A 26,580-nucleotide genomic window follows, 5' to 3' on the forward strand; every position below is an offset into this window, starting at 1 on the left:
TAAACAGACCCTACTGACTTTATGAGATTGAGCTTAAGTCTCTTTTCGGCGGACGCATTCTTTGCGTCTCTTGCCAGTTCGGAGCAATCCAAACCGGTGTGTTATTCGATTGTTCGAGTACGTTCCCCAAGATCATGTCCGCGGCACGCTCTGCGACCATGATGGTTGGGGCGTTTAAGTTGCCATTCGGAATGGTTGGGAAGATGGATGAATCCACCACGCGCAAGCCTTCAATGCCGCGCACTTGGCAGGCTTCATTCAGAACTGCCACTGGGTCATCGTCTGCACCCATTTTGCAGCTACACGATGGGTGGTAAGCACTTTCTACATTTTGCTTCACCCATTCATCAATCGCTTCGTCGCTGGTGATGTTAAGACCGGGTTGAATTTCTTCACCGCGGAATGCATCCATTGCAGGTTGATTGAGGATTTCACGCGTTAGACGAATACAGTCTCGCCAATCCTGCTTATCTTGCTCCGTCGAGATGTAGTTGAACTCGATTTTTGGCTTGTCATTTGGGTTGGCAGAAACCACTTCGACACTGCCGCGACTCTCAGGCTTGTTTGGACCAACATGCACTTGGAAGCCGTGACCATCAAATGCCGCACGCCCGTCATAACGCATTGCTGCTGGTAGGAAGTGATATTGAATGTTTGGCGATTTCAATCCTTCACGAGAACGGATGAACGCGCACGATTCAAAGTGGTTGGTTGCACCCAGACCTTTGCGCGTCAGAATCCATTCCGTACCAATCAAACCTTTGCTGATCAAACCTAACTTGCTGTTAAGCGTGATCGGCTGTTTGCAGTGATACTGGAAATACACTTCAAGGTGGTCTTGCAAGTTCTTACCCACACCTTCTAGTGCGTGTTTCACTTCAATGCCCGCTTTCTCAAGCACAGTCTTAGGACCAATACCCGAGAGTTGCAGCAGTTGTACCGAGCCGATAGAACCCGCGCTCGACACAACCTCTTTGTTGGCGAAACACTGTTTGATTTTGCCAGATTGTTCAAACTCAATGCCGACCGCTTTCTTGCCTTCAAGCAAAATGCGATGAGCCGTTACGCCTTTCATCAAGGTGAGGTTGCTGCGCTTTTTTGCACGGCTTAAGTAAGCGTTAGAGGTAGAGGCTCGCACACCTTTGTCTACCGTCATATGCATCGGACCGAAGCCCTCTTGCTGATAGCCGTTGTAGTCTTGCGTTTCTGGGTAGCCTGCATCTTTACCCGCTTCAATAAACGCTTGGTAAAGTGGGTTCAACTTCATGTCGTTGCCGTTGCACGTCCCTACCGGACCGCTGTCGCCACGGTATTCGTCTGCGCCGCCTGTCCACGTTTCCGCTTTACGGAAGTACGGCAGACAAGCTTGGTAGTTCCAGCCTTTTGCGCCTTCTGCTTCCCATTGGTCAAAGTCACAAGCATGACCACGAACATAAACCATGCCGTTGATCGAAGAGCTGCCGCCTAACACTTTGCCGCGTGGACAATGCAGTTGGCGTCCGTCTAAACCCTCTTCCGCAACCGTTTCGAACTGCCATGCGTACTTTTCAGTGTTCATTGGGTATGACAGCGCCGTTGGCATTTGAATGAATATGCTCTTGTCTGAGCCACCCGCTTCCAGCAGTAAGACTTGGTGCTGACCGCTTTCACTCAGGCGATCTGCCAAGACACAGCCTGCCGAGCCCGCACCGACGATGATGTAATCGTAGTGTTGTTGCATTACAAATCCTCCTGACTGATTAGGCGTAAGGGCTGTCGAAATCACCCAAATGCACTAACACGCTCTTGGTTTGGGTGTAATGCTTAAGGGTCTCGACACCATTTTCACGTCCAATGCCAGACAGTTTGTAACCGCCAACTGGCATTTCAGCTGGGGAGTCACCCCAGGTGTTAATCCAACAGATTCCTGCTTGGATTTGGTGAATGACGCGGTGCGCACGAGAGAGGTTTTGCGTGAAAACACCAGCCGCAAGTCCGTAATCGGTTTTGTTAGCACGAGCAATCACTTCGTCTTCATCACTGAACTTAAGCACTGACATTACGGGACCAAAGATCTCTTGCTGCACGTGCGGCATGTCGTCTTCGCAATCAGTGAAAACCGTTGGCACAACAAAATTGCCGCTCGCCAAACCGTTTTCTGTGACTTTGTAGCCGCCGGTTAATAGCGTTGCTTTGCTTGCTTTCGCTTGTTCAATTGCGGAAAGGACTTTTGATTCGTGCTCTTTGGAAATTAGCGCGCCAATTTGGGTTTGCTCATCAAGCGGATCGCCAACCACCAGCAGTTCGGTACGTTTCTTAAGTTGAGCGACAAACTCATCATAGATACCTTCATGAACGAACACGCGAGTACCGTGTGTACAAACCTCACCTTGGGTGTAGAAGTTTGCAACCATTGCAGCAGAAACCGCGTCGTCTAGCTTGGCATCATCAAAAATGATCATTGGAGATTTACCGCCAAGTTCCATAGTGACTTGCTTTAACGTCGCAGCACTGTCACCCATCACGACTTTGCCCGTACCGGATTCGCCAGTGAAAGAGACTTTAGCGATGTCCGGATGTGCGGTGAGCATCTGCCCTACTCGGTAATCACCTTGAATAACGTTGAACACGCCATCCGGCAATCCCGCTTCGCTGTAGATTTCTGCCAGTTTGAGTGCGGTTAACGGAGTTTCTTCTGATGGCTTAAAGATCATCGCATTACCTGCAGCAAGCGCAGGGGCAGATTTCCACATCGCGATTTGAATTGGGTAGTTCCACGCACCAATACCTGCACAAATGCCCAGAGGCTCGCGGCGAGTGTAGAAAAACTGCGATTCATTCAGCGATTGCTGTTCGCCATGCATGCTAGGCGCAAGACCTGCGTAGTATTCGATCACATCAGCGCCCGTTGCAATGTCTACGCAATTCGCTTCTTGGATTGGTTTGCCCGTATCCGCGACTTCTAATGCTGCCAGCTCGTCGTTTCTTTCACGGAGTAGCGCCACCGCTTTAAGCAGGATACGACTGCGTTCTGTCGCCGTCATGGCAGACCAAATCGCAAAACCGCGCTTGGCAGATTCAATTGCCACTTGCATATCTTGCTGGTTAGCCTGCTTCACATTTGCAAGCGGTTCACCATTGGCTGGATTGTATGTGGTGAAGTGTTCTTCTGAGCATCCTAGGTGCATGGCACCATCGATGTAGTGTGCTTTCATATCCATTTGAAGGTTTGACTCTTTATTTTTGTTTTGAGTAGAACGTGAGTTGTTTGTCGAGATAGTCGTTGATGATGATGCGTGCTTTCTCGGCATCGATGCCTTGTGGGTTGAGCGTTCCACGCAGCCAAATGCCATCAATCAGTGACGCAATACCATGCGCTACTAGCTCTGCTTGGTCATTATCCAGCAAAGCTTTTAATTCTTTTTTTAGGTGAGAAAGGAGGCGTCGTTCATTCACTCGTTGCAGACGTTTGAGCTGGGCGTCATGCATGGAGTACGACCAGAATGCCAACCACGTTTTTGCCACTTGGTTCTCGGCTTGGAAACCCACAAAGTTGCCGTCGATGATGGCATTAATACGTTGATGATGCGCATCAGCCGGCAGTTGGCTTAGGTTCTCTTTGATGGTGGCAGAAAGCTGGCGCAGGATTTCACGCATGGTCTCTTCTAACAAGCCGTGCTTTCCACCGAAATAGTGATTAATGATCCCTGTTGATACCCCTGCTTCTTTGCTGATCAACGAGATACTCGCGGCGTGCAAACCTACTCTGTCGATGACCGACATCGTCGCTTTGACTAGCTGCGGTTTTCTGATTTCAGGCATCCCAACCTTGGGCATTTTGCATCCTTGTTATTTTTAATTGAACGGTTAGTTAAATATAAAATGCCTTAAATTTAGTTCGAACTCAAACTAATTATCTAGAAAAAATGACAGATACAGCCGAATCATTTCGACTACAATCATTACTAAAACTTGAGAAAAGATAGAGCTTACGAAGATTTAATACGTAAAAACAGAAAAATAAAAACCTTTAAAATCAATAATTAGGATTTTTATAACGCAAATTATAGATACAAAGACTCATGAAGACCCCGTTCTTATCAAAAGTACAAACAAAGACAAATACAATGAGCTCAAACATTTTCTACACATTTTATTTTTAAGTTTATTAATTGACCAAGGAATGGCATACCACTTCACCACAGCGAATCCACAGCAACAAAATGTAAACGTTTCGTGTCAATTAAAATCGCCCAGTACAGCAAGGAAAACAACGAACCGGAATAGCTAGGTGTCTCCGAGTCGTTTGACGCCCCTATTTAGTTAACTAAGAGCGAGCTTCAGCAAAACGACTTTCATTTTCGCACTCAATATTTCTGCTGAATTTGATTCAGCAATCAAAAAGATCATTAAAAAACCCTCTAATGAGCATATTGATCACAACTCATATCAGCCTACTTTGCTCAAAAATAGCGCAATTTATATAATAATGCTGAATCGATTCAGCAATACTTAGATTTGAAAAATAAATAAGGAATAAAGGATGAAAAATTCGTACATCGCTTGTACCGCTATGCTACTCGGACTCACTACCCTACCTGTTTCTTCAGCAGAATTTGTTCTAACTAATTCTGCTTTAAATCAAGACGTTGGAGATTGGAAAATGACTAGTCGCTCCCTCGGCTTTAATCCAGACTTGCCCTTCAGCATTGAAAAAAAACGTTTGCACGGTGGAAAACAATTTGGTGTTGATGTTCTCGTCATAGACAACGGCATTTTGGAAGTTACCCTTATCCCAACTCGTGGGATGGGCATCTTTGATGTCAAAATGGATGGAGAGCGAATTCTTGGCTGGGACTCACCTGTCAAAGAGATCGTTAACCCAGCATTCATCGAGCTGGAAAGTCGCAATGGTCTTGGCTGGCTCGATGGGTTCAATGAAATGCTTGTACGTTGTGGGTATGAATGGACAGGTCACCCGGGCGTTGATGATAACGGTCAGCTTCTAAGCCTGCATGGTCGAGTCCAAAATACACCCGCTTCTACAGTAAAAGTGATCATTGATGATAATCCCCCACACAGAATTAGGGTGCAAGGTACCGTTTCAGAACGCACTTTCAAAAAAGCAGAACTGGTGACTCATACAGAGTTATCAATACTGCCAGGTAGCAACTCATTCTCTCTACACGATAAGTTAACCAACATGTCTGACTACGATGACGAGTACCAGATTATTTACCACTCTAACTTTGGTAGACCTATTCTTGAAAAAGGGGCGAAGTTTTCCGCAGCAGTCAAGGAAGTCTCTCCATTCAACAACTACGCAAAGGCGGGCTTAGATAGTTGGCAAACCTATCAAGGACCAACAAAAGGCTATGATGAAATGGTATTTAACTTGAAGCCAATAGGTGACGATTCCGGACAAAGTTTAGCGGTGCTTCACAACAAAAAAAGCGATAAAGGTGTGGCGCTCAGTTATAACGTAGAGCAACTGCCTGTACTGACACTATGGAAAAATACCGATACATACAAACAGGGTTATGTGACTGGCATTGAGCCCGGAACCAGTTACGCCTACAACACGAAGTACCAACGCCCATTAGGCTTAGTTCCAACCATACGAGCAGGTGAAAGCAAATACTTTGATCTAACCTACTCAGTACTTAGAAACCAAAATGAAGTCAAACAAGCACTCACCGAAGTCGCTAAAATCCAACAGGGTCAAAAAGTGGAACTGATCAGCAAGCCACTCGTAAACCTAGATAATTAACAATGCTTCAGCAATAAAAGGAGCCGCGATGTGCGGCTCTTAATCTAATGTATGCTTTAGGAAGTCGACTATCGAGAACTAGCAGCAATCAGCGCTTCCATCTCAGAAACGTGCTTGCTTAGCGGTTCACCTTTCGCGCCACAAACACGATTTCGTCCTAAAGTTTTGGCTTGGTACAAAGCCTTGTCTGCTCGACGATAGGTTTGCTCAACCGAACGATTGATTGCCGTAATGCCACCACTGACCGTGATGCCCAATACACTTTTCGACTGAATGATTTCTTTCAGACGGTAAATCGCTTCAAACGCGTTTCGAGTATTGGTCTCAGGCATAATGATGGCAAACTCTTCTCCCCCAACACGTGCAACAATATCAGTTTCACGACACTCCGACTTCATCAATCTAGCGAGGTCTTTGAGTACGGCATCGCCCACATCATGACCGTGCTGGTCGTTGATTTGTTTGAAATGGTCAATATCTATGATGGCTAAGGTGGCATTAGAAACCCCATATCGACCGGCGATGTTTGCGTAGCGAGCTAATTCTTCGTCAAAACGACGACGGTTCCAGCACGCCGTTAAAGGATCTTTTTCTGCTAAGTTCTTTAATTTGCTCTCTAGTCGAGCACGATGACTAACATCTCGAAAACTCACGACATAACGATCTCGCGTACCTACCCCCACTTTATAATGTGTGATGTGCACATCTAACGTTAAGCGGTCTCCAAAACGATTGGTCACTTTGATCTCGTCTTTCCAATTCGCTTTAGCGCCCAACTTAGTAAGTGCTTCATTTAATGGACGAAAGCCAAACTGCTTTAGATTTTCACCATTTAATTGTTCACTTGTGTACCCCGTCAGCCTCAAGAAACTTTTGTTGACGTAGTCTACTCGCAAATGTTGATCGAGAATCACCACACCAATGACTGAGTGAGCAGCAATACTGGCAATCTTTTCATCAATTCGTTCGCTCTCAAGATAATAATTACGAATAACCATCAATAACCCGATGGCAAAAAGCATCAGTGCCTGCCAACTGTAATCATACGTAAGTGTGTAAATACCCCAGCCGGTTATCGTCAACAGATAAACAATGGGCAGCAACTTCCGTTTATTGTCGTTAGTAAATTGTCTCGCATTCATGACGTATGCTCCGAATAATTCAATGAGCAGAGGTTATTCAATTCGGAGAATAGAAATTTACCAATTCGCGCCACTGGTTTATCGCTAACCTCGCTCTGACAAAACAGACAAAGTGATTGATTGTTCGCAAATGTCGCTTAATGGCAATTTTTGTTATCCATTTCTCCCTACCTTATTCGTCAACTTATTTGAATTAGGAAACAGAAATGAAAGCACGCAATGCCCTTTTAATCTTATTGACGAGCACAATTGGCTTTAACGCTTACGCGATTACAGACGCCAGCAAGATCGGTGCGAATGCAGGAGCAATGAGTTATTGCTACGACCACGTCGCCTCTGGCAAAGACAAATCGAAATACCGTTTGTTGAAGCTGAAAACACTGGAAGAGTATCAAGACCTAGACAGCGGTGACCGAGCAAGAGCCTTAGTAATGAAGAAAGCCGCTGAAGATGGAGAATACCTTGGTGACCCGTTAGATAAATCTCGCTGTAACAGCTTAAGAAAAATGTTGTTCGTAAAATATTAGTCGATCAAGTGTCCGACAAAGCCATCACTGTTTAGTGGTGGCTTTTTTGTATCTGTAATCCACTCATCATAAATTCACCTTGGTTATTTATAACCATTCCAAGCAATACTCATTTTCTATCTTTACGTGCGAGGTGGCGCCAAATGGTAAGTCCCTAATCTCACTTATTCCTACTATGTCGCTACAGGGTATGCATTGAGCGACAGGAGTCCCCCACTTAAAAATGAGAGACCAACATGACTTACGCAGAGTTCAAACAAACTGATTTACACACGTGCCTTACTGTTGCTGGCGAATTGATGGTAACGATTGGTAAAGTTGCTTTTAAAGCCGTAAAAATTTTTAGCAAAGCCTTTGGCTGGTTGGTAATAAAAACCTATCGTTATGTGATGAAGTAAGCCCTACAAGCCCTTTCACCAAAACCTTTTTAGTCCGAACCGCGCCTTATTTAAGGCGCGGTTTTTTGTTTGTCTTGTTTGTATTTCATCAGCCCTTTTATGCTTTACCCAGGTAACCTTGAGACGCTTGGGACATCTCCGTCTCTTTCCCCTATCTTTTTACTTTACGCACGCCATCTAATAACCAGCCAGTAACGATGTCGCTCTAAGAGATGAAATCTCTGCCTCTGTCTTCTCCTATACCGCTTAATTTAAGGTGCTCTCCCTTCGACACTCCCGTGGTAGAACATAACTAAATTCAATGCTAGAAGAACATTACGGCGCTCTCGATAGCCAATACGGATGAGTTTAAAATGGGCACGATGGTTTAACACGAGTAGATGTTGGCAGTAAGAACCAAATGGATGAAGCCAACAATAGATTAGCCGAGAAGGTTTTTGAAAAGTGACATACACTCTAATCCCAAGACGCAAAAAAGGCGCTCGATGAGCGCCTTTGAAAACAGGATAACTTGTTTATAATGTGTTCTTATAAACCACACCATCTTTCATGATGACTTTCTTAGTTTCGTCTTTCATTACACAATCAACACCCTCAAGTGGATTCCCGTCGACGATAAGTAAATCTGCATACGCACCTTCCACAATTTGACCTAATTTGCCTTCTTGATAAGGGTGTTTGTAAGTCGACAATTCAAACAAACGGCCACAGTTTGAAGTTGCCATGCGCAGTGCAGTGATGGTGTCGAACGTTTTTTCAATCGCACCAAGCTCTTGCATCTGACTTTCATGAACGTTTGCTTTACCGACACAGTCAGTACCAAACGCTAGGTTTTGAATATCGTATTTCTTGATAAGCTCAGCAGACTTAAACATTGCCTTACCAACGCGTTCTGTCTTGCGGTAAGTCTCTTCGTTTGGCAGCGGGATCTTACGCTCCGCAATCAGTGATGACGTGAAGTATGACGGAACAAGCCAAATGCCTTTCTCTTTTACAATTTGAGCGATTTCATCGTCCATAATAGTAGCGTGCTCAAAGGACATTACACCTGCTTCTGCTGCACGTTTCATCGCTGGTGCTGTGTGAATATGAGCCGCGACATAGGTACCATAGTCGCTTGCCGCTTCCACCGCTGCTTTCATTTCATCTAACGTGTATTGCAACGTATCCAGCGGGTCGAAGGTAGAGGATGCACCACCACCTGCCATCACCTTGATTTGGGAAGCACCCATGAACAGTTGCTCACGAACAGCTTTTAATACTTCAGCACGACCATCCGCGACTTTAAACGCGCCCGTCTTCATCAGTGGCGAGTCTTCATGACCGCTCGCTAGACGTTCTTGCGCTTGGTTTTGGCGGTAGTCTGAGTGACCACAAGTTTGCGAAATCGCCGCCATACAAGGCAAAATTCGAGGACCTTTGGCGTAACCTTTATCGATGCTGTTTTTCAAGCCCAGTGTGTTGCCAGCAACATCACGAATGGTCGTAAAGCCACGCATCAACATCTCTTCAGAAATTCTCGCAGAACGAATCGCAATCTCTTCTCTCGTCATACCATCTAGCTCATTAAAGCCTGCTGAAAGCGTGATGTGTACGTGCGCATCAATCAAGCCTGGCATCACCGTTTTGCCTTCTGCATCGATGATTTGCTCAGCATTCGAGTCATCCACTTTCCCGATTTGTGTGATTAAGTTGTTTTCAATCAGAAGGTCCACGTTCTTCAGAAGTTGCTCATCCACACCGTTAAACACGTTTGCATTTTTAATTACGATACTCATGGTTTCTATCTCCGAGTCAGTTGTCTCAATACAGGTGCATCATATCGAGCGGTTGAGAAATAGAATTGCCATTTCACGACAAGTATACTTTTAAATATATGTAGAAGAGTAGAAAAGAATTTAAACGAGATTACACATCCCACCTAAACAACGTCGTTCGAAAAGCAAGCTAAAGCCTTAGCTTCTAAATATAAAAATGTTTTTGTGAACAACGTATCAACATTCGCATTTTATAAATCAAATACTTAATAGAAGCACACTGCCCGTCGCCTAATATCTTTACCCTATAAAACTAAGGCCTAAAAATGCGCTCCTTATCTTGTTTATTGCTATCAGCTCTATCGCTTAGTTCATACTCTGCAGACTTCGAATCAACGAGTTTCAGTTCATTAATTGCCAATGAGTATAGCCCTTACATTATAAACTCGGATTCTCAAATGCTCCCTGCTGGTCATGGTGCTTATTTTGCTAGACCTACCGGAATGTCAGTAACTGAGAGTGGTAAATACGTTCTATTCCACAATAACTTGCCCAAGATCCCTCTATCAGGAGATTCTACTGAAGGTGGTTATTTCATAAAAAACACGGAAACCAATGAGACAACACGATTGGGAGTTCCATCTGAGTTACCTAAAAATACTGTTATAGGAAATCCAACTATATCTCCCAATGGTAGATATATTGGCTTTAGTTACCAAGAAAGTTATCGAACATATAAAGGCGTCGTTTGGGATCGTTTAGAAGATAAACTTCTTACAGCTAGATACTCAGATGAAGTAAACAGTGATTGTATCAACAGCCCTAGTTACTTTAACATTTACCCAATTAATGAAAAGTACGCCTACTATTCTTACATGTGTTCAACAAATAATAAGTGGGGAAGCAATACTGAAGAGGTGATAGGTTTCACCGACATTGAAAATGAACAGTCGAAAGTGATTAATATCGGCTTGGATGGAAAGCTAAGTAAATTATTTCTTTCTCCAAATAGGTTTATTTCTAACGATGGACGTTATCTGACCTATGTATCACCTCAACAGATGGATAATAACAACTTCTATAGTGGTTCTGAAAGTGAAACTGCTATATATTTATACGATAGAGTCACAAGTAAACACGCAAAAGTAATATCAAGTCAATCAAACACCGATTATATTCATAACTCTCTTTACTCTTCAATTAGCCCAGATGGTAAATTCTTAATCTATATAGCCAAAAAACCTATGAGTGAAACTAGCTCTTCTAACTTTGGATATTTAGTTACTTATAGCATTGATACTAAGAAATTTAATTACATTGCAGGACCCGACAATAAAATACTATATGACATACGAAACCCAACCATATCAAGGGATGGAGAAAGCATCGCATTTACATCTAAGAATAGTGAATACAATTTAATTGGAGGAAATGGTTATCAAGCGTATTTTTATGACCGAGTAAATCAAAAGATGCATCATGTAAGTGTTTCTATACTAACAGGAGAAAGCGCGCTGCAGTCCGGAGATGCCGTTGTTTACGGTAATGGTAAAGGTCTTATATGGTCAACATCTTCTCCTTTGGTTGACAAAAGAGAGGTTGGGACCAACAGCGGTAAGTTTCTTTATGCACTAAGTAAATCTACAATTCCTGATATCTGTAAACCTTACCTAGAATAGATTGTATCTTTTATTCTAATTATGTTTGAAAATTTATAGTATTACTTTTTGCCAGTGATCTTCCTTCAACAAAACAAAGAAACTCTGACCAAGAATTGTCAGAGTTTCTTTAGTTCACAGTAATCAGTGAGTGGCTTGGAGATGCTGCTCTACGTTGAGTTGAAGTTGATGGATTTGATCAATCGCACTAGGCGTACCTTTCGCGAAATCGAAAGGCTCATTATTCAGTGCGCACACCGTCCCAATAACTTCACCTTTAAAGGTGATTGGCACACCGTAATACACACCGAGACCAAATTTCACTAAGTCTTCATTGCCCTTCCACTCTTCATCCATACTTGCATCCGCCACCAGCAACGGCTGTGCAGTATCAACGACGCGTTCGCAGTACAGCTCATGACAGCCTTGTTGATTACTTTTAGGACCAGCATCACCAACGTGGTAAATAGGTTGCTCATTCGCCGCAAACACCACCATTTGATCCGGCTTAGATTCCATAATCAATAAGGAATGCAGTTGAAACTGATGGGCGATATTTTCGAGTTGAGCTGTCAGCTCATCACGATAATTGACTAATTTGATAAAAGGCATCGTATTTCTTACTCCTATAGATAGCTATTCACTTAAATCCGTTTTCTTATGGGCTAACTGATACTTCACGGCATTGTCGTAACCCATGTATTTACCAAGCTTTTTCTCCGGCACCGAAGTCAGATCCACGACAATCAAACCATCTAGCGTATAGTTAAACGCTGGGTCGACATTAAAGCAGACTAACTTGCCATTCATGCTCAGGTACTGTTTGAGAAGCACCGGAATTCCCATACCACGTTCAAGACGGCTGAGCACTTTGGATAACAAAGGCAACTGAGAGAGTGAGCTCAACATATCCGGTCGCCAAAATTCTTGATCGTTTCTCTCTAAAGGCGTTGTTGGCGAAACCAATTTGGCTTTGTCATTATCGTAATAATGAACCGACATAACGGAGGCGATGAGCTGCCTTGCCACTGGGCTATAATCGTTGCTGATGCTTACGGGACCAAAGAGATGGGTGTACTTTGGGTTGCGCTGAACAAAAGAGGCAATGCCCTTCCACAATAAGAGCAATGAGTGCATGTTGCGTTGGTATTGCTTCGCAACCACCGAGCGCCCCAGCTCAATCGAGCAACCTAGAGTTTTGATAAACGCCTCATCATATTTGAACAAACTGGTTGAATAGAGGGCATGAATTCCGCCTTGTTCAATCAGCTCATCAACCAGACCTAAACGATAAGCACCCACAAGTTCTCGGTTGGTTTTATGCCAAACAAAGAGCTGATGGTAGTTGGGATCAAAGAGGTCGACATCACAGCTCAAGCCGCTGCCTTCTCCAACATCTCTAAAGCTTTCTTCTCGTACGCGCCCAATCTCACGCATCATTTGCGGCATTTTTGGTGTAGGCGCACAGTACACTTCAAAATCAGCCTGCTCTAATAATTTAAACTCAGACAGATCCAGAAGTTCATTTTCTAAAGTCTCTGTAAGAATAGGCGCAATTATTGGTTCTGCATGAAGAGTTTGTTGAGTGAGCTCCTTGCGACTGTCCATACTTCCCATTAAATAGGTGTTCAAACGGAAGTACTGGGTAATATCTTCATCATTTTCAAACCCTTGTATCTCGCGATAAGGGATTGGATTGCCGATTGAAACAGAAATGATCTCACCCGACTTATTGAGAAGTTCTCGTCCCAGCAGTGCCGTTCTAAGAAGCGGATGAATTCTCCCTGCTTGATAAAATAATTTGCTGTTCATACCACTTATAAACAAAGGCACAGTCGTCGCTTGAGCATGCTTAACAAATTTTGCTACTGAGTGACTCCATGTTTTATCAGTGATTTTATTTTCACTGGCTTGCCAAGAAGAGACTTCTCCAGCAGGGAAGATAATCAACACCCCACCTTCTTTGAGATGTTGGTTCGCCGCTTTAATTGCTCGTCGATTGGTTTGCTTTGCCTTTTCACCACCAAACACATTAACACCAATAAACAATTCATCCAGCTCAGGAATTCGCTTTAACAGTTCGTTAGCAAGCACTTTGACATCCTTGCGCACTTGGGAAATCAAGGAAGCTAAAATGATCCCTTCAATTCCACCAAACGGATGGTTAGCAACAACCAAAACCGAGCCGTCACTGGGAATATTCTCTAAGCTGCCATGTTGAACTCGATATTGAGTACCAATTCGAGCAAGCGCTTCATGCATAAATGAATGACTATCTTCAGGTAACGGTTCTTGCTTGTACAAGGAATCTAACTTGGAAAGCCCAGTAGCCCACTCGACAACAGACTCACCTATTCCAAATGGCGTTTTTCTTGATAACCGGAAAGGACTTTCAACCATATTAGGCTCCTTTCATTAGCAAGGTGTTTGTAAAAGAGCCCTGAGCTCTAATATCGCGAATGGTTAAGAAAATAGCGGATAGCCAAACAAGGCAAGCCATACCAAATAGCAACCCACCATCATTACCTATCACTTCGCCCGTAGCGCTAAATTCAGGCATGACAACACCTAGCGGCGTAAACAAGTGGAATAAAATGGCTCCTGTCATAATCCCAACGGCCATTGTTGAACCAACACCATGGAAACGAGTAAACAGTAAAATGGCTGCAATTAACTCAGCAGTCCCAATTAAATACCCGCCATAAACACCAAACCAATGAATCCCTGACCATTCTCCTAACGTGCCAAAAATATGATCGGTTTCATATGAACCAGTAAACTTAAAAAATAATGATTGAATAAAAACGAAAGCAATGAAAATCGAAGGTATATGTTTCTTTGGAATAAATGTCATGAGATGAACCTTATTATTTCTGAGTCTTATTACTGCTGAATCAATGTTGGCCAGTTTTTATCGGCTGCAGCAATATGTCCTGCGCGGTCATCATCCCACCACTGCTTCACTTCTGCGTTGTAATTTAGATACAGCTTGCCATCAACAATTGCCCATTGTTTAGGATCCGCAGGGGCAAAATCATTTTTAGCGGATACCGCCCATGCACAATAGCCACCATACTGTGGCGCATAAGCTTCTGGATTTTCTATAAATTTATTTAAATTATCTTGAGAAGAAAAATACCAGTCTGCCCCTTTGTATTCAGTTTTCCAGTTACTGTTTCCTTTCACAGGCTGACCTTCTGTAAAATAGGAGACCGTGTCATAACCGCTTAATGCCTTATTACTAAAAAATCCGGTATAAATTTCATCTTCCGCAAAAGAAGAGAAGCTGATTAATACCATCAGTAATGCGAATAATTTTCTCATCATTAAATTCCTTATTCGGAAATACGTTCTATCGAGGTATTGCCCTCACTAAGAAAGCATATTCACTGTGTGATTTATTTGGTGCTAATAAAAAGACAGGGCAAATGAGATAAAAATTACAAAGAATTGAAAATTAAATAAGAAAAGTACTGAATAACTGTTTTATGGCGTGAAGTTGAACAACAGATGTCCCCATTCATCACCCGTTGTTGGAGTATCCATACCCAAATAACCTCAAGATACTTGGGTATAGATCAATGCTTTTAGTCTGTCATCGGGTACAGCTGCGTCAGGACTTTCTCTTCTCGCCATGCTTGAATGAGAGCACCCAGTGTCGGCGTTTGATGCCCTCGCAGCTTCTGCTTTGATCCGATTTGATAAAGTAATCGGTACTGCTTTAGCAATGTGGCGAAGATATGAGTTAGTGGTGTATCGCTATCCCAGATATGTGCCGCTTCACTGCTCGCACCATTAATCTCTAAGATATCAAAATGTTCACCATTCATTAGAGCGTGAATATCTTTAAACTTGATATCCAATCGCCCGTAATGGAACCCATTAAAATCCCCTAGCACTTGATCGAGCTTCTTTTCCAGCTCTTGCGTAATGAATCGGTTACCATCGCGAAAAATGGCACCACGTGAATGGCTTCCTGCAAAGGCTAGTTGAAATTCTTCACCTTTCGCGACGATCACTTCTAATTTCTCACTGTGCCTTGGTAAATAAAGGTGCTGTAACTTACCGGCCCTTGGACACTTCTCGATAAGCTGCTTAAGCGTAGACTGCCCATCACCAATCACTCGAGGGGAATATTTTAATGTCAGTGAGATGATTTTCCCTCGGGTTTCGCCTGGCTGCCTGACGTAAAATACCCCAGCTTCAGCGCTGTACTCTGATTTCTTCTGTAACAGGAAACGTCCATCAACGGGAAACGTTTTAATGTAGCTTCTTAGCTGTTCATCTGAACGCAATAACTTCACGCCAGCACCACGGCAACCAAGATCAGGTTTCGCCACCAATGGATACTCTAAACTCGATCGTTTTAACTGCTGTGTTGCGTCTTCTAAAACAGTTTCAAGCTGTTCATGCGTCTTAGTTAATGTGATAAAAGGCAATATCCACTGCTTAGTTTTGTCTCCCGAAGAAGCGAAAATGTCATGCTTGGACTCCCCCACCATACCGCTTAACTTGATTGAAGGGTTTGCGATCAAAGGTAATGCCCAATCTCGGTGGATAGCGCTGAGGACCGCGCTTTGAATCACCACGGGTGTATAAAAAAACCAAGCTGGTAAAAACTCAAACGGAGAGACTACTCGCTTTGGTTCTTGAAGAATGGGCATACCGGCATTAACCATTCCGTTTGGGATCATTTCAACGTGGGCGAGTTGCACCATATGTGTTCCTTAACAATGTTTTTGAAATCAGTTTGTTGAGCAGCAACATCACGACCAATCCAATCGGAATCAACAAACTGTTTATTTGATGTTGTTGAAGCCATTGCATGCTGCCTAGTTGGAAGAAAGAGCCAAAAATCAACGCAGTCCATAAACTCGTCGCGCTTAACACGGCGATGAGAAACTTCATTTTGGGCACATCCAAAAATCCGCTAAGCGTAAATCCTACGGTTCTTAATCCGGGAATAAACCGAACGATGAATAACGTAATGAAAGCTTTACGATGAAGTGTGCGTCGCACGCGCCTAGCACGTTGATATCGAAGCAAGCGATAGCGGAAAAAACGTACCTTTTGTGCCAATTTCCCCAGCCAATAAAGTCCTATGTCTCCTGTGGCGATACCTGTAAAAATCGCCAATAACGCAAGAGGTGTTGGCATCACTTGCTCTACCGCTAAAGTAGCGGCAGTAACGATAGCCAAATCTTCAAGTAAGTATGACAACAATACGACTCCGAGAAATAGCATCGACAGAGGCACATTGCCTTGATACAGCCAAGCTTCTAACGTTGCCACTTCACTCATATTCTCTGTCCCATTGCTATTCACTCGTCATTCAAGGCCTCTACGAGATGATTTTTCGATCCATATTGATGAACAGAAATAACTAGAGGCTATGGTTAAAGACAGGATCATCAGTAACAAAATTTCACTGCAATACAGAGAAAGTCGATAACGCCCAACGTTGTTGCGTCAGTCGAATTCAGGAAGTTTCCAGTAATAGGAACAAAAAGAGCCGCGAAATGCGGCTCTTAAATGTGCTTGTTTACTAATAAGATTTAAAGGGGGAACGATGTCTTAGTTCATGTTCACCATACAAATGAACTTATTTGTATCAAATGCTTGATCCAATTCTTCATGCTTCTCCGATGAATACACTTTGCCATCTTTCGTCCAGTAATCTCCCGGAGATAGATAGGTGTAGAGGCGCAAGTATTCATAAGCGGCTTTGTTTGGCAAACGAGACGATAGACGCTCACAATATTTCTGTGCGTCAGCCTGACTTAAGAAGATGTCATGAGACTTTTTGTTACCTCTGAATCTTGGCAATAGATAAGTAAAGGCTTCATCTTTGTACAGTACCTTATTGGTGTAACGCTGAAGATCGGGCTCTTCTGCAGACTCCAGCTCAGCGACGACTTTAGGTGGTAACAAACTCTCAGAGAATCTTACTGTATCTTTAGGTTGAGCCTTTTCACTGTTCGCATCAGTCTTGTCTTCTACCGCTAAACGTGTAGGAACCGCCTTCGGAGCACTGGCTTTGCTCGCAAACGGGAAGAAGTAGTCGCCACCATTTTTAAGATTTAGCTTAAGCGACTGGGTTTTATGATTGTTCACGGCTCGCACACTATAAATACCCACATAGTTGCCCGTTACATCAACTCGCTCGCCAGAGCCAACTTCCTGGTCATTAATGTAGAAAACCGTTTGTGGTGAGTTTGAACGGAACACAAAGCGCACGTTATCAAGATCAAGTGCTTGTCTCAGTTCAACCTCTGTATTCGCACTGTAATTGTGCTTGTAGCTTGCGTCCGCAGTGAAAGAAAGGTCGCCGTTTAATTTTTGGTTTGCATCCACGACTTTAAAGTTCGTGAGTTTGATTCGAGATAAACCACCTTTGCTTAATACAAAAGCGTTCTTGATAGAAGGGAGATTTCGGTTTACGCACGTTGATAAACTTTCCGCAACGTTACACTGCAATTGACCAGAATAAGTATCGTTTATCACACGTTTTGATTCATTCAAATGACGCGCTTTTATCTTTTCGTACAGAGCAAGGAGTGCGTCATTCTTCACCCGCTCAATTTGACTTGCCTCTTGTTGGTCTTGTGACAATTGCTGCTTAGTTTCGACCAACAACTTCCCTGCGGTTTCAATTTCCTTTTTCATTGAATTCACTTTGGCAGACATATTGCGCAAAGTCAGAATTAAGGATTCGTCATATACACCATCAACCAACTTGTCTTTCAAGCGATTAGAGTCAGATTTGATCATCTCGACATTGGTCGCCAATTTGATCTTGGTGGACTCTATTTCAGCATTCAATTTATTGTAGTGCGAGATGTTTTCATCAATTCTCAGCGCACTGTACTGCTGGTCGTAAGCAGTATTAATGCTGTTTAATGTATCTTGCTCGTTAAAGTTAATGAGCTCTGAGGCAGCGGTCATACCACTCCACGCTACCCCCACCATAATGGCTATTATTGTTTTAGATTTACCCACTGCCACTCCAAATTGACCCACCACGACACCATTGTTGTTAATGCTTCACCTTGCGTTTTAGGCAAGGTGAACGCTATACGATTAAAACCTATTCCGTTGGCTTTACTTCGTCTGGTTTTATTTGATCTGGTTTTGCCTGATCATTCTTAGAAGCCCATATTTCTGAGCGTCTGTTTTGTGCTCGCCCCTCAGCGGTTGAATTCGACGCAATCGGCTGAGTTTCACCAAATGAACGAACGACAATACGGCTTTTATCCACGCCTTGCGCAATCAAACCGTTAGACGTTGTCAACGCACGTTGCAAGCCTAACGATTGGTTATAGCCTTCAGAGCCCTTGCTGTCGGTATGACCATCTACCGCAATAGCACTATCGCTATTTTTAAGCGAACCTGCGAGTTGATTCAGAGCTTTGCTGCCCATTGGTGTTAAGTTGGATTTATCAAAACCAAAATGCAGACGCGCAACCAAGCCATCACCTTGATGATTGTTATTTTGATTGCTAATCCATGTCGTACAGCCTGTTTGATCCAACCCTAACTTTGATTTACCTGCCAATGCTTGTTTGAGCTCACCATTGTTAGACTTCTGCTCTATTTGCAAAAAGCCCTGTCGATGTTGAGCAATTCCGACAACGTCATCCACTTTGATACTATGTTGGTACTCGCTGAAGGTATTGTCGCAATAAACGCTAATCCCCTCTTCTGCCTTAACTATCAGGCTAAACGGCAACGTCGAGATAGCGAATGCACCAATGACTAACTTTTTCATATTTTCCTCTAGTACAACTTAGTTATTCCGCTTGTTTTTGAGCCTTTGCGGATGAGTTCTTCTATCTTTTCAATCAATTCATCTAAGTTAGATACATCAATGATGTCTTCACTTGGATTAACAACACAGTCTTGAAAACCACTTTGTTGAGATGCACGGAAATCGATACCAATAACACCGATGTATAAGCCCGGAATCTCTGCTCTGGCTTTGTCACACATACCGTTGTCTACTAGCCCCTTCAGAATGCCGTTGTTAGGGCTTTCCTGCCCGTCACTCAAAATCAGCAACATCTTGATTTTCTTGTTGTAAGCTTGCTGCTCTTCTTCATCGGTACTGTTTGGGTCTCCATCATGAAGAACCTGAGACCCTCTTAATATGCCTTGAAACGCTGCGGTACCACCGTCTGCCCACATCGACTTAATCGAGTCCAAATCTGAAAGTTTGTTCGATAATTGAATGTTATAAAACTGCGATGAATTTGAAGAACCATGAGCATTAAACAGTCGGGTGCCGCTCACACCATAGAAATTAGGCTTTAATCCTGATTTATCAGTAAACATGGTCGATACCGAAGTCGGTAAATCAACATAGTTGTAGACATCAGCTACGGCGTAGCGATCTGCTTCGAGAACATCACGAATACGTTTGGCATAATTCTGATTCTCTGACCGAGGACTTTGGCAGTACGACTGCCGATAAGCACAATTGTACACTTCGCTTGCCGAATACGTGCGCCAGTAGTCCCAATCGATATCGTTGTAACTATAAGGTGACAAATAAGCCTTGTACCCGTTCTTGTAACTTAGTTGGCTTGTCGCATTGGCTCTATTGCCTGCCACAATTTCTCTGGTGCGAACGTTAAACGGCACAAAACCAACTCGGTTAAGCAGTTTGTCCCCGGTGGTGTCTTCTCCAGGCTCATCACAAACGTCTTTCCACTCTCCGTCGACGAAGTCTTGACGGATTTTTTTACAAAGAATCTTGTTTGATATCTGATCGATCGCGGTTTTCAAATCGTCAATTTTTTTGCTCCGACTTGAGCCCCACTTATCATTCATCGAGCCAGAAAAGTCCGAGACGAAAACGATATCAATGTTGTTATCCCCAAGATAAGCAGGGTACTTTCTTGCCAGCGATCGTCCAGCTAATTCCTGCTGCTTATCAAACGATGGGATAAAGCTGCTTGCAAACCAAGAGTCATGCGTTGTTCTGGCGTTCACTGTGTATTGGATATACTCAAGAGCACCAGTATCCTTGTCTTCCGCTTGATAAAAACGTTGAGCAGAAAGGTTGGTTGACTTGATGTCTCTCACATAGTTTTCGACATACTTCGTTGCCAGCGCACGGGCTGCACCCGGTTGGTCTTCAATCGTTACGGCCATTGCCGCAGCTTCCGCAGAATCCCTTAATCGGCTCGACTCCTGCACATAACGGGTGCCCTCAACAGCCCAAAAAGTGACGCCCATAATCGGCACGAGCAACAAGCCCATCCATACAGCAGCGACGCCCTTTTGTTGTTGGAGACTTCGATGCTGATATTGCTGCATTCTCATTTCACTATCTCCCTGGCATTATTGAAGAAGAGCCAACTTTCACGGTTGTGCCGGTACCGCCATTAAAGAACGGTTTGAACCAAGAGCTTTGCTCCTCACAAAGGCTGACGCGGTACAATGGATACACCACGCCCTTTTCCACCGGAGCCAAATCTGCGTGTGCGAGTATTGAATCCGTTTTGCAATTTAGTCTGTTGTATTTACTGCTGGTAAATACCGCCACATTCACTTTATTGGTCAATGACTCGATTTTGATAGCCACATCGTTTGGGGGCGTGCCGAGCATTCGACTCGCGACTTTGGATAAGTCTTCTAAATCGGCATTGGTTACCGCTAGATTTTTTCCACCTAACACGTCGCCCTCAAAGTAACGCGAACGCTCTTTGATTACGTTCACCAACGCAAAGCTAGAACGATCAAGCTTGGCTCGCAAAAGCAACTGATAGCTCAAATCCGCGGCAAAAAGGTAAACACCCCATAACGCAGTAAGAATGAACACAAGCTCAACCATAAATGAGCCTTTTTGGCGTTTTGGAGAACATACACCTTGTTTACGGAGCGTCATCTTTCCACCCCTCATGCTCTAAGTTCAGTACCATTGTGCTTGAGATATCTCGATCTGCTGCACCGGCAAGTTTTATGATCGGAGAGTAACGATAAGTGACCGTTATCTCCGCTAAGTTGTAGTTGAAGTTCAAGCCCTCATCCGAATATCCTCTATTCGCAATGAAGTCATCATAGGTTTTGTAGTAACGACCTTTGATAGAAAATCGCGAGCTATCGATTAAGAAATGCCACAAGTTACCATCAGCTTCGATCAGAGATTTAAACTTGTCCTCGTACTGCTGATTTATGCCTTTGCCCTCGTAAATCTTGGTGTTTCGTATAGTTTCTCGAAGAGAATATTCCGTCATGTTCACAACATAGATTTGGTAACTCGACTCAAAGATGGCAAAAGTGGCAAAGAACAAAACGAGCGCGCCCATTACGAACTCGATCGCCGTTACCCCTTTTTGTTTAGAAAGCAATTTCATCATTAACTCCTATATTGAGTTAATTCGACGGCGATACTGTGGAGCTCTTGATCCGAAAAATCACCTTTGAGTAGTTTCTTCGCTGCATCCATCTGCTGCGCTTTCATAAGGGCAATCGCTAGGTTCGCCTTCACTACTTTATTTTCCGGGTTATCTTTTAGTACTGGCATCAGTGTTTCGATGGCTTGCTCGTATTCACCATTTGCCATATGAATCATCGCGATGTTGTTCTTGATCGCGACATCATCATAACCACGCAAACGTGCATTGTTCAGCTCTTGGTAAGCATCTTCGTATTTACCTAACTTGGCGTACGACACACCCAGTAATACATGGATTTGTCCTGATTCATTACCCGTTTTAATGGAAGATAAATACGCCTCTACCGCGCTATCAGTGTCATTTTTTGCATCAAACACTTGCCCTTCTAACTGGTACAAGTCAGGGCTCTCTATCCCCTCTTTTTGCAAATGCTGAACATAAAAGTTTGCCGACTCGATATCCCCTTTATGGAAATACGCCCATGCCAGCTTTTCTTTCACTTCAGGATCTTGCGAACCCTGCTCTAACTGAGATTTGTAGTAAGAGATTAAGCCATCGTAGTTTTTCACTTTTTCCATGCTCGCGACGTCATCTTGTAGCTGACTCTGTTGCGAAGGTGTCGATTGACAACCTGCCAACACGCCCACCGCTAACAAAACGAGAGAAATGCGTTTTCCAATCACTGGTTACTCTCCTAAATATTTAATGTCATTTGCATGATTCCCGGTGCGAGAATCAGAATAACGATCGGGAACATGATGAAGAGGATCAGCGGGACACTCATCTTAGCGGAGAGTTTGCCTACCTTTTCCTCAACGGTCAGGATTTGCACTTTTCGCATGTCTTCAGCGAGATCGCTCAACACCTGAGCCACTGATGTACCGTATTGCAAGTTTTGAATGATAGTCAGCACGAAGCTTCGTATTGGCGGTGTTGGAATACGATCACTGAGGTCATTTAGCGCTTTTTCTAGCCCGTGGATTTTTGCCGAATCTGAGGTGCGTTTAATTTGATAACAAAGGTCAGAGTCAAACTCAGCCAACTCTTTGCCCAGATAAACCAATGCCGCCTCAATCGTCATACCGGTTTGCACGCAAACTGACATCATGTCCAGCAAGTACGGTAACTGAGATGATGTCTTAAAGATCAACATTTTGCGTCGCATTTGAAGCAAAGTATCCGGCAAGACAATCACAGCAATAAGCGTAAAAATAATGATGATTAGCTGATTATTTGCTGTCATATCCGACAACAACACCAATCCTGTAACAACCACGAGCACCGCTAATTTGGCAGGGAAGTAGAACTTCGCCCACTCTGTGTTGTAATAGCCGGCCTCGATGAGTTTTTGTTCCAGCTCATGTCGATGCTCTTTACCGAAACGAACAAAAAAGCGGTTAACACGGGAAGGCGCACGTACAGCATCACCACCAATATAAAGGGCGACTTTTTTGCGTCGTTGTTCTGTACGAAGCGAATCGAAAATCAAGAAAAGCAACGAAACAAACAGTACAATAAGGGCAATCAATAGCATCATGCGCGTACTCCTCTGACTAACAACCAAACAATGAACAAGCCAAATAACTCACTGCCAAGTACATAAAACAACACGATACGACCAGAAGGGTCATACAAGACGAAATTGACGTTGTCAGGGTTTACATAGTTAAGAATGATCATGAAAATCAACGGAATTGCCGCAACAATCTTGGCAGAAATTCGCGCTTCAGACGTCATGGCCATCTTCTTTTTCTCTAGGGTTCTTGCGTCCACCAAAACTCGAATAAGTCTTGCTAGTACGCCTTTCAGCTGACCGCCTCGCGCAATATTTGCTCTAAGGGTTACAGTGAAAAACAGAAACTCTGGGTAAGGGTAGTTTTTACACGAACGTTGAAGTACCACTTCCGGAGACTCACCCAACTTAAGTCGGTCCCCCATCAGTTTAAACTCGCGCCCAATCGAGTTATCCATCACCTCGCCAACATAACTGATGGCTTGCATTAAGCTGTCACCCGCGGTTACCGCACTCATCAGAATGTTTAGCGCATCAGGGAAAGTGTTTTCAAAATCACGTCGCCTTCTTGTCACTAGGTAGCGGTAACCCATGATGGTAAACACCAAAGACAAGCCTACGATCAACCCGGTGTTCGTCATCAACAACAGCTTAACCACGACGTACCAAGAGGCGATGAGACTCGCCGTGATATACAAAGCGATATACAGCGATGAACGTGGTCCAAGTACTTTTAGTGTTGGAGAAATAGACTCTTTGAACTTTTGCCAACTTTGTTTTCGTACCAGTGATTTTACGTTGATAGCATTGAAGTTTTCCGCTTCAGCTTCTTCGATGTTGAAAAACTGATCGACCTTTTTGACCTTTGAGTCTCTGACCAAAAGCAGTACGAACGCAAAGAGGATAAGTGAGAGCCAAAGCATGTTATATCCCCTTAAACGATGCCATCAGCTCGTCATACAGCCCGAAGAATTGGGCTTTCTTTACAAGCTCAGATCGTTGCATGATGCCGCTGGTTACGAAGTCACCTTTAACGGTTTCTCCAAAATGTGCATCGTCATAACGGAAACGGTAGATCTCTTCCATCACCACACTATCGCCTTCCAAACCGACGATTTCAGAGATACTGGTGATCTTACGAGACCCATCGCGCAGTCGGTTGACTTGGACAATCATTTGCACAGCGCTGACGATGGTTCTTCGAATCGCATCAAGCGGCTGGTTTAAGTTCGCCATCATGACCATCGATTCCACACGCGCAATCGCATCTCTCGGTGTGTTGGCGTGCAGTGTAGACATAGAACCATCGTGTCCCGTGTTCATGGCCTGCAACATTTCAAACGCTTCAGAGCCACGACACTCACCAAGAATGATTCGGTCTGGACGCATACGAAGTGCGTTAATCACCAAATCACGCTGCGTCACTGCCCCAGTCTGCTCAACGCTCGAAGTTCGCGTTTCCAATCGAACCAAGTTAGGTTGTTGCAAGCGTAATTCCGCCGCATCCTCTATGGTGACAATACGCTCATCTTCAGCGATGTATTGAGACAATGCGTTAAGCAGCGTCGTCTTACCTGAGCCCGTACCGCCAGAAATCAGCACATTCATTCGACAACGAGACGCAATCATCAGCACTCTCGCCATGTCAGGAGACATAGAACCAAAACCAATCAAATCTTCAAAGCCGATGTTCTGCTCTCTGAATTTACGTATTGAAATCGAGGTCCCATCCAACGCAATGGGTGGGATAACGATATTCACACGGCTGCCATCTTCAAGTCTGGCATCAACCGTTGGAGACAGTTCATCAACACGTCGTCCAACACGCGAAGCAATGCGTTTAGCAATTGCTAACAACTGCTCTTCGTTGACAAAAGACACCTCTGACTTTTGGACTTTACCGTGTCTTTCAAAAAAGATGTTGTTAGGTCCATTTACCATGATGTCAGAGATAGACTGATCTTCAACCAAAGGCTGCAATGGACCTAAGCCAAACAGTTCATCAATTAAGCTTTTCACCAAGCCTGACTTCATCATCGAAGTGATCGGACGTTGGTAGCTGTTTGCAAGAAGATCAACTGCGGCTTGGATTTGAGCCTCTAAGTCTCGGCGGCTCATTTTCTGAACCGCTTCAGCATCTAGTGCTTCAAATATTTGCCCGCGAAACGCGAGGTATAAGTCTTTATTCGAACTCATTTAGCACGCACCCTCTTCAACCAAGATCCCATGCCTTTTTGATCAACAGGTTGACCATTAATCAGCTTGACCAGTAGTTCCATAGAACGGTTAATATGACGATCGTGCTTATGACCTCGTTTGCCATCAATAATGATGTGCGACAACGACTTGCAGTACCCCACTTCGAGGTCAACATCCGCACCTAAGTATTTGGTAAGGTCAGGACGTTGTAATACATACGCGTTTTCCGGACGGTGATAATTCACCAACGTAATCACACGAGTTCGGGACGATAATGTGAGCTGTAAATTGGAAATTTTCTCAAACAGTCGTTTAGCACTTCTTACGGAAGAAACCGACGCATCCAAAACCAGCACTACCACATCAAAGTTTTCTACCAAGAGTTGAGGTTCAACTTTGAAGTCCACACCGCCCGAGAAGTCTTCAATAATGAAGTTCGTGTTTCGAGCTAAAAGATCACAGAGCGTCTGGTTATAGTTGAGAATATCGCTTTGACTCATGTCGCCATCGATAGCCAACAGACGCAGATTTTTTCGTGCGTTAAACAGGTAGCTAAGTGCTCCCTCTTCATCCATTTCATGCAAGGGAGCAGTAAACTCATCGATACCGCGCGGTTTAAAATCTTTCAGTCCCAATAAAACATCGATGTTGGTATCTGCGTATTGGTGATCAACCAAAATGGTATCGGAACCTTGAGTGGATAGTAACGAACTCAATTCAGTAGTAATGAATGATGCACCAACACCACCTTTTGAACCCACCACTGCTACACGCTTCGCCTTACGCTTCTGGCTAACACCAGAGAACGTCTTCAAGTTCTTACTAACATGGTTTAAGAAGTCTGCAAACTCTTGTTTGTTCACCGGCCAAAAGACGTAGTAAAAGCCCATGTCTTTGAGGGAACGAAGCGTCGAAATTGCATCTTCTTTACCAATGACCACGACACCTTTGTGTGTTGGTAGTTTGCTAGCGAAAGACTTAGCATCTTCAACGACGTTGTTCGATTCGTTCAGTTCAAGGATAACAATATGACTGCTATGTTGTTCCGTCAGCTTGGTTAAGCCTGCGTTAGCTCTTACACATTCTGGGTCATTCCAACCTTCGAATCGAAACACTTCCTGAACAAGGTTTAAACACTCTTGTGATTGATAAAACAACGTACATCCAGCAACACCTGTCGTAGAAGACTGTGCCGGTTTTGCTTTCGTTGTTAACGCTTTAGTTAAATCAAACATTA

At 43.8% G+C, this 26,580-nt stretch carries 25 protein-coding genes; 4 read left to right on the top strand and 21 right to left on the bottom strand.

The window, feature by feature from the left end; translation table 11 throughout:
* Positions 1–19: 19 nt before the first annotated feature.
* Genes betA through betI form a run of 3 tightly spaced genes read right to left on the bottom strand, consistent with a single transcriptional unit; the run spans position 20 to position 3,816 of the window.
* The gene (gene betA, locus VHA02S_RS16095) at positions 20–1,720 is read right to left on the bottom strand and encodes a choline dehydrogenase (RefSeq protein WP_038899389.1); all 1,701 of its coding nucleotides are present in this window, start codon (positions 1,718–1,720) and stop codon (positions 20–22) included.
* A gap of 19 nt (positions 1,721–1,739) precedes the next feature.
* The gene (gene betB / locus VHA02S_RS16100; protein ID WP_038899390.1) at positions 1,740–3,200 is read right to left on the bottom strand and encodes a betaine-aldehyde dehydrogenase; all 1,461 of its coding nucleotides are present in this window, start codon (positions 3,198–3,200) and stop codon (positions 1,740–1,742) included.
* A gap of 16 nt (positions 3,201–3,216) precedes the next feature.
* Positions 3,217–3,816 carry a transcriptional regulator BetI gene (betI, locus tag VHA02S_RS16105; protein ID WP_017190724.1) on the bottom strand — a complete coding sequence of 200 codons (600 nt, stop codon included), beginning with the start codon at positions 3,814–3,816 and terminating at the stop codon, positions 3,217–3,219.
* A 706-nt stretch (positions 3,817–4,522) separates the two neighbouring features.
* Here betI and VHA02S_RS16110 point away from each other — a divergent pair.
* Positions 4,523–5,749, top strand: a complete 1,227-nt coding sequence (locus VHA02S_RS16110; RefSeq protein WP_102949543.1) for an aldose 1-epimerase family protein — start codon at positions 4,523–4,525, stop codon at positions 5,747–5,749.
* Between the two features lie 68 nt (positions 5,750–5,817).
* Here the strand turns inward: VHA02S_RS16110 and VHA02S_RS16115 are convergent, their stop codons facing one another.
* A complete protein-coding gene (locus VHA02S_RS16115; RefSeq protein ID WP_038899391.1) occupies positions 5,818–6,891 on the bottom strand; it encodes a sensor domain-containing diguanylate cyclase in 1,074 nt (357 codons plus the stop codon).
* Positions 6,892–7,097: 206 nt separating this feature from the next.
* On the opposite strand from VHA02S_RS16115, the gene VHA02S_RS16120 reads away from it, so the two are divergent.
* Together VHA02S_RS16120 and VHA02S_RS26195 are read left to right on the top strand one after the other, a co-directional pair.
* Complete coding sequence (locus VHA02S_RS16120; protein ID WP_005452298.1) at positions 7,098–7,418, top strand: hypothetical protein; 321 nt, start codon at positions 7,098–7,100, stop codon at positions 7,416–7,418.
* A 236-nt stretch (positions 7,419–7,654) separates the two neighbouring features.
* Positions 7,655–7,816, top strand: coding sequence for a hypothetical protein (locus VHA02S_RS26195; RefSeq protein WP_167393756.1), 162 nt, complete (start codon positions 7,655–7,657; stop codon positions 7,814–7,816).
* A 515-nt stretch (positions 7,817–8,331) separates the two neighbouring features.
* On the opposite strand, the gene VHA02S_RS16125 is transcribed toward VHA02S_RS26195, so the two are convergent.
* On the bottom strand, positions 8,332–9,594 hold the full coding sequence (locus tag VHA02S_RS16125; RefSeq protein WP_005452300.1) for a metal-dependent hydrolase family protein: 1,263 nt from the start codon (positions 9,592–9,594) through the stop codon (positions 8,332–8,334).
* Between the two features lie 437 nt (positions 9,595–10,031).
* Here VHA02S_RS16125 and VHA02S_RS16130 point away from each other — a divergent pair, with 437 nt between their 5' ends.
* The gene (locus VHA02S_RS16130) at positions 10,032–11,252 is read left to right on the top strand and encodes a TolB-like translocation protein (protein WP_038899392.1); all 1,221 of its coding nucleotides are present in this window, start codon (positions 10,032–10,034) and stop codon (positions 11,250–11,252) included.
* A gap of 123 nt (positions 11,253–11,375) precedes the next feature.
* Here the strand turns inward: VHA02S_RS16130 and VHA02S_RS16135 are convergent, their stop codons facing one another.
* The 16 genes from VHA02S_RS16135 to VHA02S_RS16210 all read right to left on the bottom strand — a co-directional run bounded on the left by VHA02S_RS16135 (position 11,376) and on the right by VHA02S_RS16210 (position 26,578).
* Positions 11,376–11,843, bottom strand: coding sequence for a GAF domain-containing protein (locus VHA02S_RS16135; protein WP_038899393.1), 468 nt, complete (start codon positions 11,841–11,843; stop codon positions 11,376–11,378).
* Positions 11,844–11,867: 24 nt separating this feature from the next.
* Positions 11,868–13,631: a bifunctional lysophospholipid acyltransferase family protein/GNAT family N-acetyltransferase gene (locus tag VHA02S_RS16140; RefSeq protein WP_038899394.1), complete on the bottom strand. Its 1,764-nt coding sequence runs from the start codon at positions 13,629–13,631 to the stop codon at positions 11,868–11,870.
* Position 13,632: 1 nt separating this feature from the next.
* On the bottom strand, positions 13,633–14,085 hold the full coding sequence (locus VHA02S_RS16145) for a hypothetical protein (protein WP_038899395.1): 453 nt from the start codon (positions 14,083–14,085) through the stop codon (positions 13,633–13,635).
* Between the two features lie 29 nt (positions 14,086–14,114).
* Positions 14,115–14,555: a YHS domain-containing (seleno)protein gene (locus VHA02S_RS16150; protein WP_038899396.1), complete on the bottom strand. Its 441-nt coding sequence runs from the start codon at positions 14,553–14,555 to the stop codon at positions 14,115–14,117.
* A gap of 263 nt (positions 14,556–14,818) precedes the next feature.
* On the bottom strand, positions 14,819–15,949 hold the full coding sequence (locus VHA02S_RS16155; RefSeq protein ID WP_038899397.1) for an ATP-grasp domain-containing protein: 1,131 nt from the start codon (positions 15,947–15,949) through the stop codon (positions 14,819–14,821).
* Positions 15,927–16,532, bottom strand: a complete 606-nt coding sequence (locus tag VHA02S_RS16160; protein ID WP_009697125.1) for a DedA family protein — start codon at positions 16,530–16,532, stop codon at positions 15,927–15,929. The genes VHA02S_RS16155 and VHA02S_RS16160 overlap by 23 nt, the downstream gene beginning before the upstream one ends.
* Before the next feature lie 273 nt (positions 16,533–16,805).
* Positions 16,806–18,200 (bottom strand): hypothetical protein, encoded by a 1,395-nt coding sequence (locus VHA02S_RS16165; protein WP_227740477.1) that lies wholly within the window; start codon positions 18,198–18,200, stop codon positions 16,806–16,808.
* Positions 18,201–18,318: 118 nt separating this feature from the next.
* Complete coding sequence (locus VHA02S_RS16170) at positions 18,319–18,999, bottom strand: OmpA family protein (RefSeq protein ID WP_005452313.1); 681 nt, start codon at positions 18,997–18,999, stop codon at positions 18,319–18,321.
* Between the two features lie 8 nt (positions 19,000–19,007).
* Positions 19,008–20,555 (bottom strand): TadE/TadG family type IV pilus assembly protein, encoded by a 1,548-nt coding sequence (locus VHA02S_RS16175; RefSeq protein ID WP_020480879.1) that lies wholly within the window; start codon positions 20,553–20,555, stop codon positions 19,008–19,010.
* A gap of 4 nt (positions 20,556–20,559) precedes the next feature.
* Positions 20,560–21,120: a tight adherence pilus pseudopilin TadF gene (gene tadF, locus VHA02S_RS16180; protein ID WP_009700149.1), complete on the bottom strand. Its 561-nt coding sequence runs from the start codon at positions 21,118–21,120 to the stop codon at positions 20,560–20,562.
* Positions 21,107–21,589 (bottom strand): TadE/TadG family type IV pilus assembly protein, encoded by a 483-nt coding sequence (locus tag VHA02S_RS16185; RefSeq protein WP_009697305.1) that lies wholly within the window; start codon positions 21,587–21,589, stop codon positions 21,107–21,109. Before VHA02S_RS16185 ends, tadF begins: the two co-directional genes overlap by 14 nt.
* A 2-nt stretch (positions 21,590–21,591) precedes the next feature.
* The gene (locus tag VHA02S_RS16190; RefSeq protein ID WP_038899399.1) at positions 21,592–22,314 is read right to left on the bottom strand and encodes a tetratricopeptide repeat protein; all 723 of its coding nucleotides are present in this window, start codon (positions 22,312–22,314) and stop codon (positions 21,592–21,594) included.
* Positions 22,315–22,325: 11 nt separating this feature from the next.
* Entirely contained in the window at positions 22,326–23,168 is an 843-nt protein-coding gene (locus tag VHA02S_RS16195; protein WP_005452324.1) for a type II secretion system F family protein, read from the bottom strand.
* The gene (locus VHA02S_RS16200; RefSeq protein ID WP_005452326.1) at positions 23,165–24,067 is read right to left on the bottom strand and encodes a type II secretion system F family protein; all 903 of its coding nucleotides are present in this window, start codon (positions 24,065–24,067) and stop codon (positions 23,165–23,167) included. The genes VHA02S_RS16195 and VHA02S_RS16200 overlap by 4 nt, the downstream gene beginning before the upstream one ends.
* A 1-nt stretch (position 24,068) precedes the next feature.
* On the bottom strand, positions 24,069–25,340 hold the full coding sequence (locus VHA02S_RS16205; protein WP_005452328.1) for a TadA family conjugal transfer-associated ATPase: 1,272 nt from the start codon (positions 25,338–25,340) through the stop codon (positions 24,069–24,071).
* Complete coding sequence (locus tag VHA02S_RS16210; protein WP_009697303.1) at positions 25,337–26,578, bottom strand: CpaE/TadZ family protein; 1,242 nt, start codon at positions 26,576–26,578, stop codon at positions 25,337–25,339. The genes VHA02S_RS16205 and VHA02S_RS16210 overlap by 4 nt, the downstream gene beginning before the upstream one ends.
* Positions 26,579–26,580 lie beyond the last annotated feature (2 nt).

It is taken from the genome of Vibrio harveyi NBRC 15634 = ATCC 14126 = KCTC 12724 (assembly GCF_001591145.1).
GTDB lineage: Bacteria > Pseudomonadota > Gammaproteobacteria > Enterobacterales > Vibrionaceae > Vibrio > Vibrio harveyi.

What these genes read in the sequence shown, in the direction of transcription:
- betA (WP_038899389.1), bottom strand. Translation starts at nt 1,720, where the DNA reads ATGCAACAACACTACGATTACATCATCGTCGGTGCGGGCTCGGCAGGC.
- betB (WP_038899390.1), bottom strand. Translation starts at nt 3,200, where the DNA reads ATGGATATGAAAGCACACTACATCGATGGTGCCATGCACCTAGGATGC.
- betI (WP_017190724.1), bottom strand. Translation starts at nt 3,816, where the DNA reads ATGCCCAAGGTTGGGATGCCTGAAATCAGAAAACCGCAGCTAGTCAAA.
- VHA02S_RS16110 (WP_102949543.1), top strand. Translation starts at nt 4,523, where the DNA reads ATGAAAAATTCGTACATCGCTTGTACCGCTATGCTACTCGGACTCACT.
- VHA02S_RS16115 (WP_038899391.1), bottom strand. Translation starts at nt 6,891, where the DNA reads ATGAATGCGAGACAATTTACTAACGACAATAAACGGAAGTTGCTGCCC.
- VHA02S_RS16120 (WP_005452298.1), top strand. Translation starts at nt 7,098, where the DNA reads ATGAAAGCACGCAATGCCCTTTTAATCTTATTGACGAGCACAATTGGC.
- VHA02S_RS26195 (WP_167393756.1), top strand. Translation starts at nt 7,655, where the DNA reads ATGACTTACGCAGAGTTCAAACAAACTGATTTACACACGTGCCTTACT.
- VHA02S_RS16125 (WP_005452300.1), bottom strand. Translation starts at nt 9,594, where the DNA reads ATGAGTATCGTAATTAAAAATGCAAACGTGTTTAACGGTGTGGATGAG.
- VHA02S_RS16130 (WP_038899392.1), top strand. Translation starts at nt 10,032, where the DNA reads ATGCTCCCTGCTGGTCATGGTGCTTATTTTGCTAGACCTACCGGAATG.
- VHA02S_RS16135 (WP_038899393.1), bottom strand. Translation starts at nt 11,843, where the DNA reads ATGCCTTTTATCAAATTAGTCAATTATCGTGATGAGCTGACAGCTCAA.
- VHA02S_RS16140 (WP_038899394.1), bottom strand. Translation starts at nt 13,631, where the DNA reads ATGGTTGAAAGTCCTTTCCGGTTATCAAGAAAAACGCCATTTGGAATA.
- VHA02S_RS16145 (WP_038899395.1), bottom strand. Translation starts at nt 14,085, where the DNA reads ATGACATTTATTCCAAAGAAACATATACCTTCGATTTTCATTGCTTTC.
- VHA02S_RS16150 (WP_038899396.1), bottom strand. Translation starts at nt 14,555, where the DNA reads ATGAGAAAATTATTCGCATTACTGATGGTATTAATCAGCTTCTCTTCT.
- VHA02S_RS16155 (WP_038899397.1), bottom strand. Translation starts at nt 15,949, where the DNA reads ATGGTGCAACTCGCCCACGTTGAAATGATCCCAAACGGAATGGTTAAT.
- VHA02S_RS16160 (WP_009697125.1), bottom strand. Translation starts at nt 16,532, where the DNA reads ATGAGTGAAGTGGCAACGTTAGAAGCTTGGCTGTATCAAGGCAATGTG.
- VHA02S_RS16165 (WP_227740477.1), bottom strand. Translation starts at nt 18,200, where the DNA reads ATGGTGGGGGTAGCGTGGAGTGGTATGACCGCTGCCTCAGAGCTCATT.
- VHA02S_RS16170 (WP_005452313.1), bottom strand. Translation starts at nt 18,999, where the DNA reads ATGAAAAAGTTAGTCATTGGTGCATTCGCTATCTCGACGTTGCCGTTT.
- VHA02S_RS16175 (WP_020480879.1), bottom strand. Translation starts at nt 20,555, where the DNA reads ATGAGAATGCAGCAATATCAGCATCGAAGTCTCCAACAACAAAAGGGC.
- tadF (WP_009700149.1), bottom strand. Translation starts at nt 21,120, where the DNA reads ATGACGCTCCGTAAACAAGGTGTATGTTCTCCAAAACGCCAAAAAGGC.
- VHA02S_RS16185 (WP_009697305.1), bottom strand. Translation starts at nt 21,589, where the DNA reads ATGAAATTGCTTTCTAAACAAAAAGGGGTAACGGCGATCGAGTTCGTA.
- VHA02S_RS16195 (WP_005452324.1), bottom strand. Translation starts at nt 23,168, where the DNA reads ATGATGCTATTGATTGCCCTTATTGTACTGTTTGTTTCGTTGCTTTTC.
- VHA02S_RS16200 (WP_005452326.1), bottom strand. Translation starts at nt 24,067, where the DNA reads ATGCTTTGGCTCTCACTTATCCTCTTTGCGTTCGTACTGCTTTTGGTC.
- VHA02S_RS16205 (WP_005452328.1), bottom strand. Translation starts at nt 25,340, where the DNA reads ATGAGTTCGAATAAAGACTTATACCTCGCGTTTCGCGGGCAAATATTT.
- VHA02S_RS16210 (WP_009697303.1), bottom strand. Translation starts at nt 26,578, where the DNA reads ATGTTTGATTTAACTAAAGCGTTAACAACGAAAGCAAAACCGGCACAG.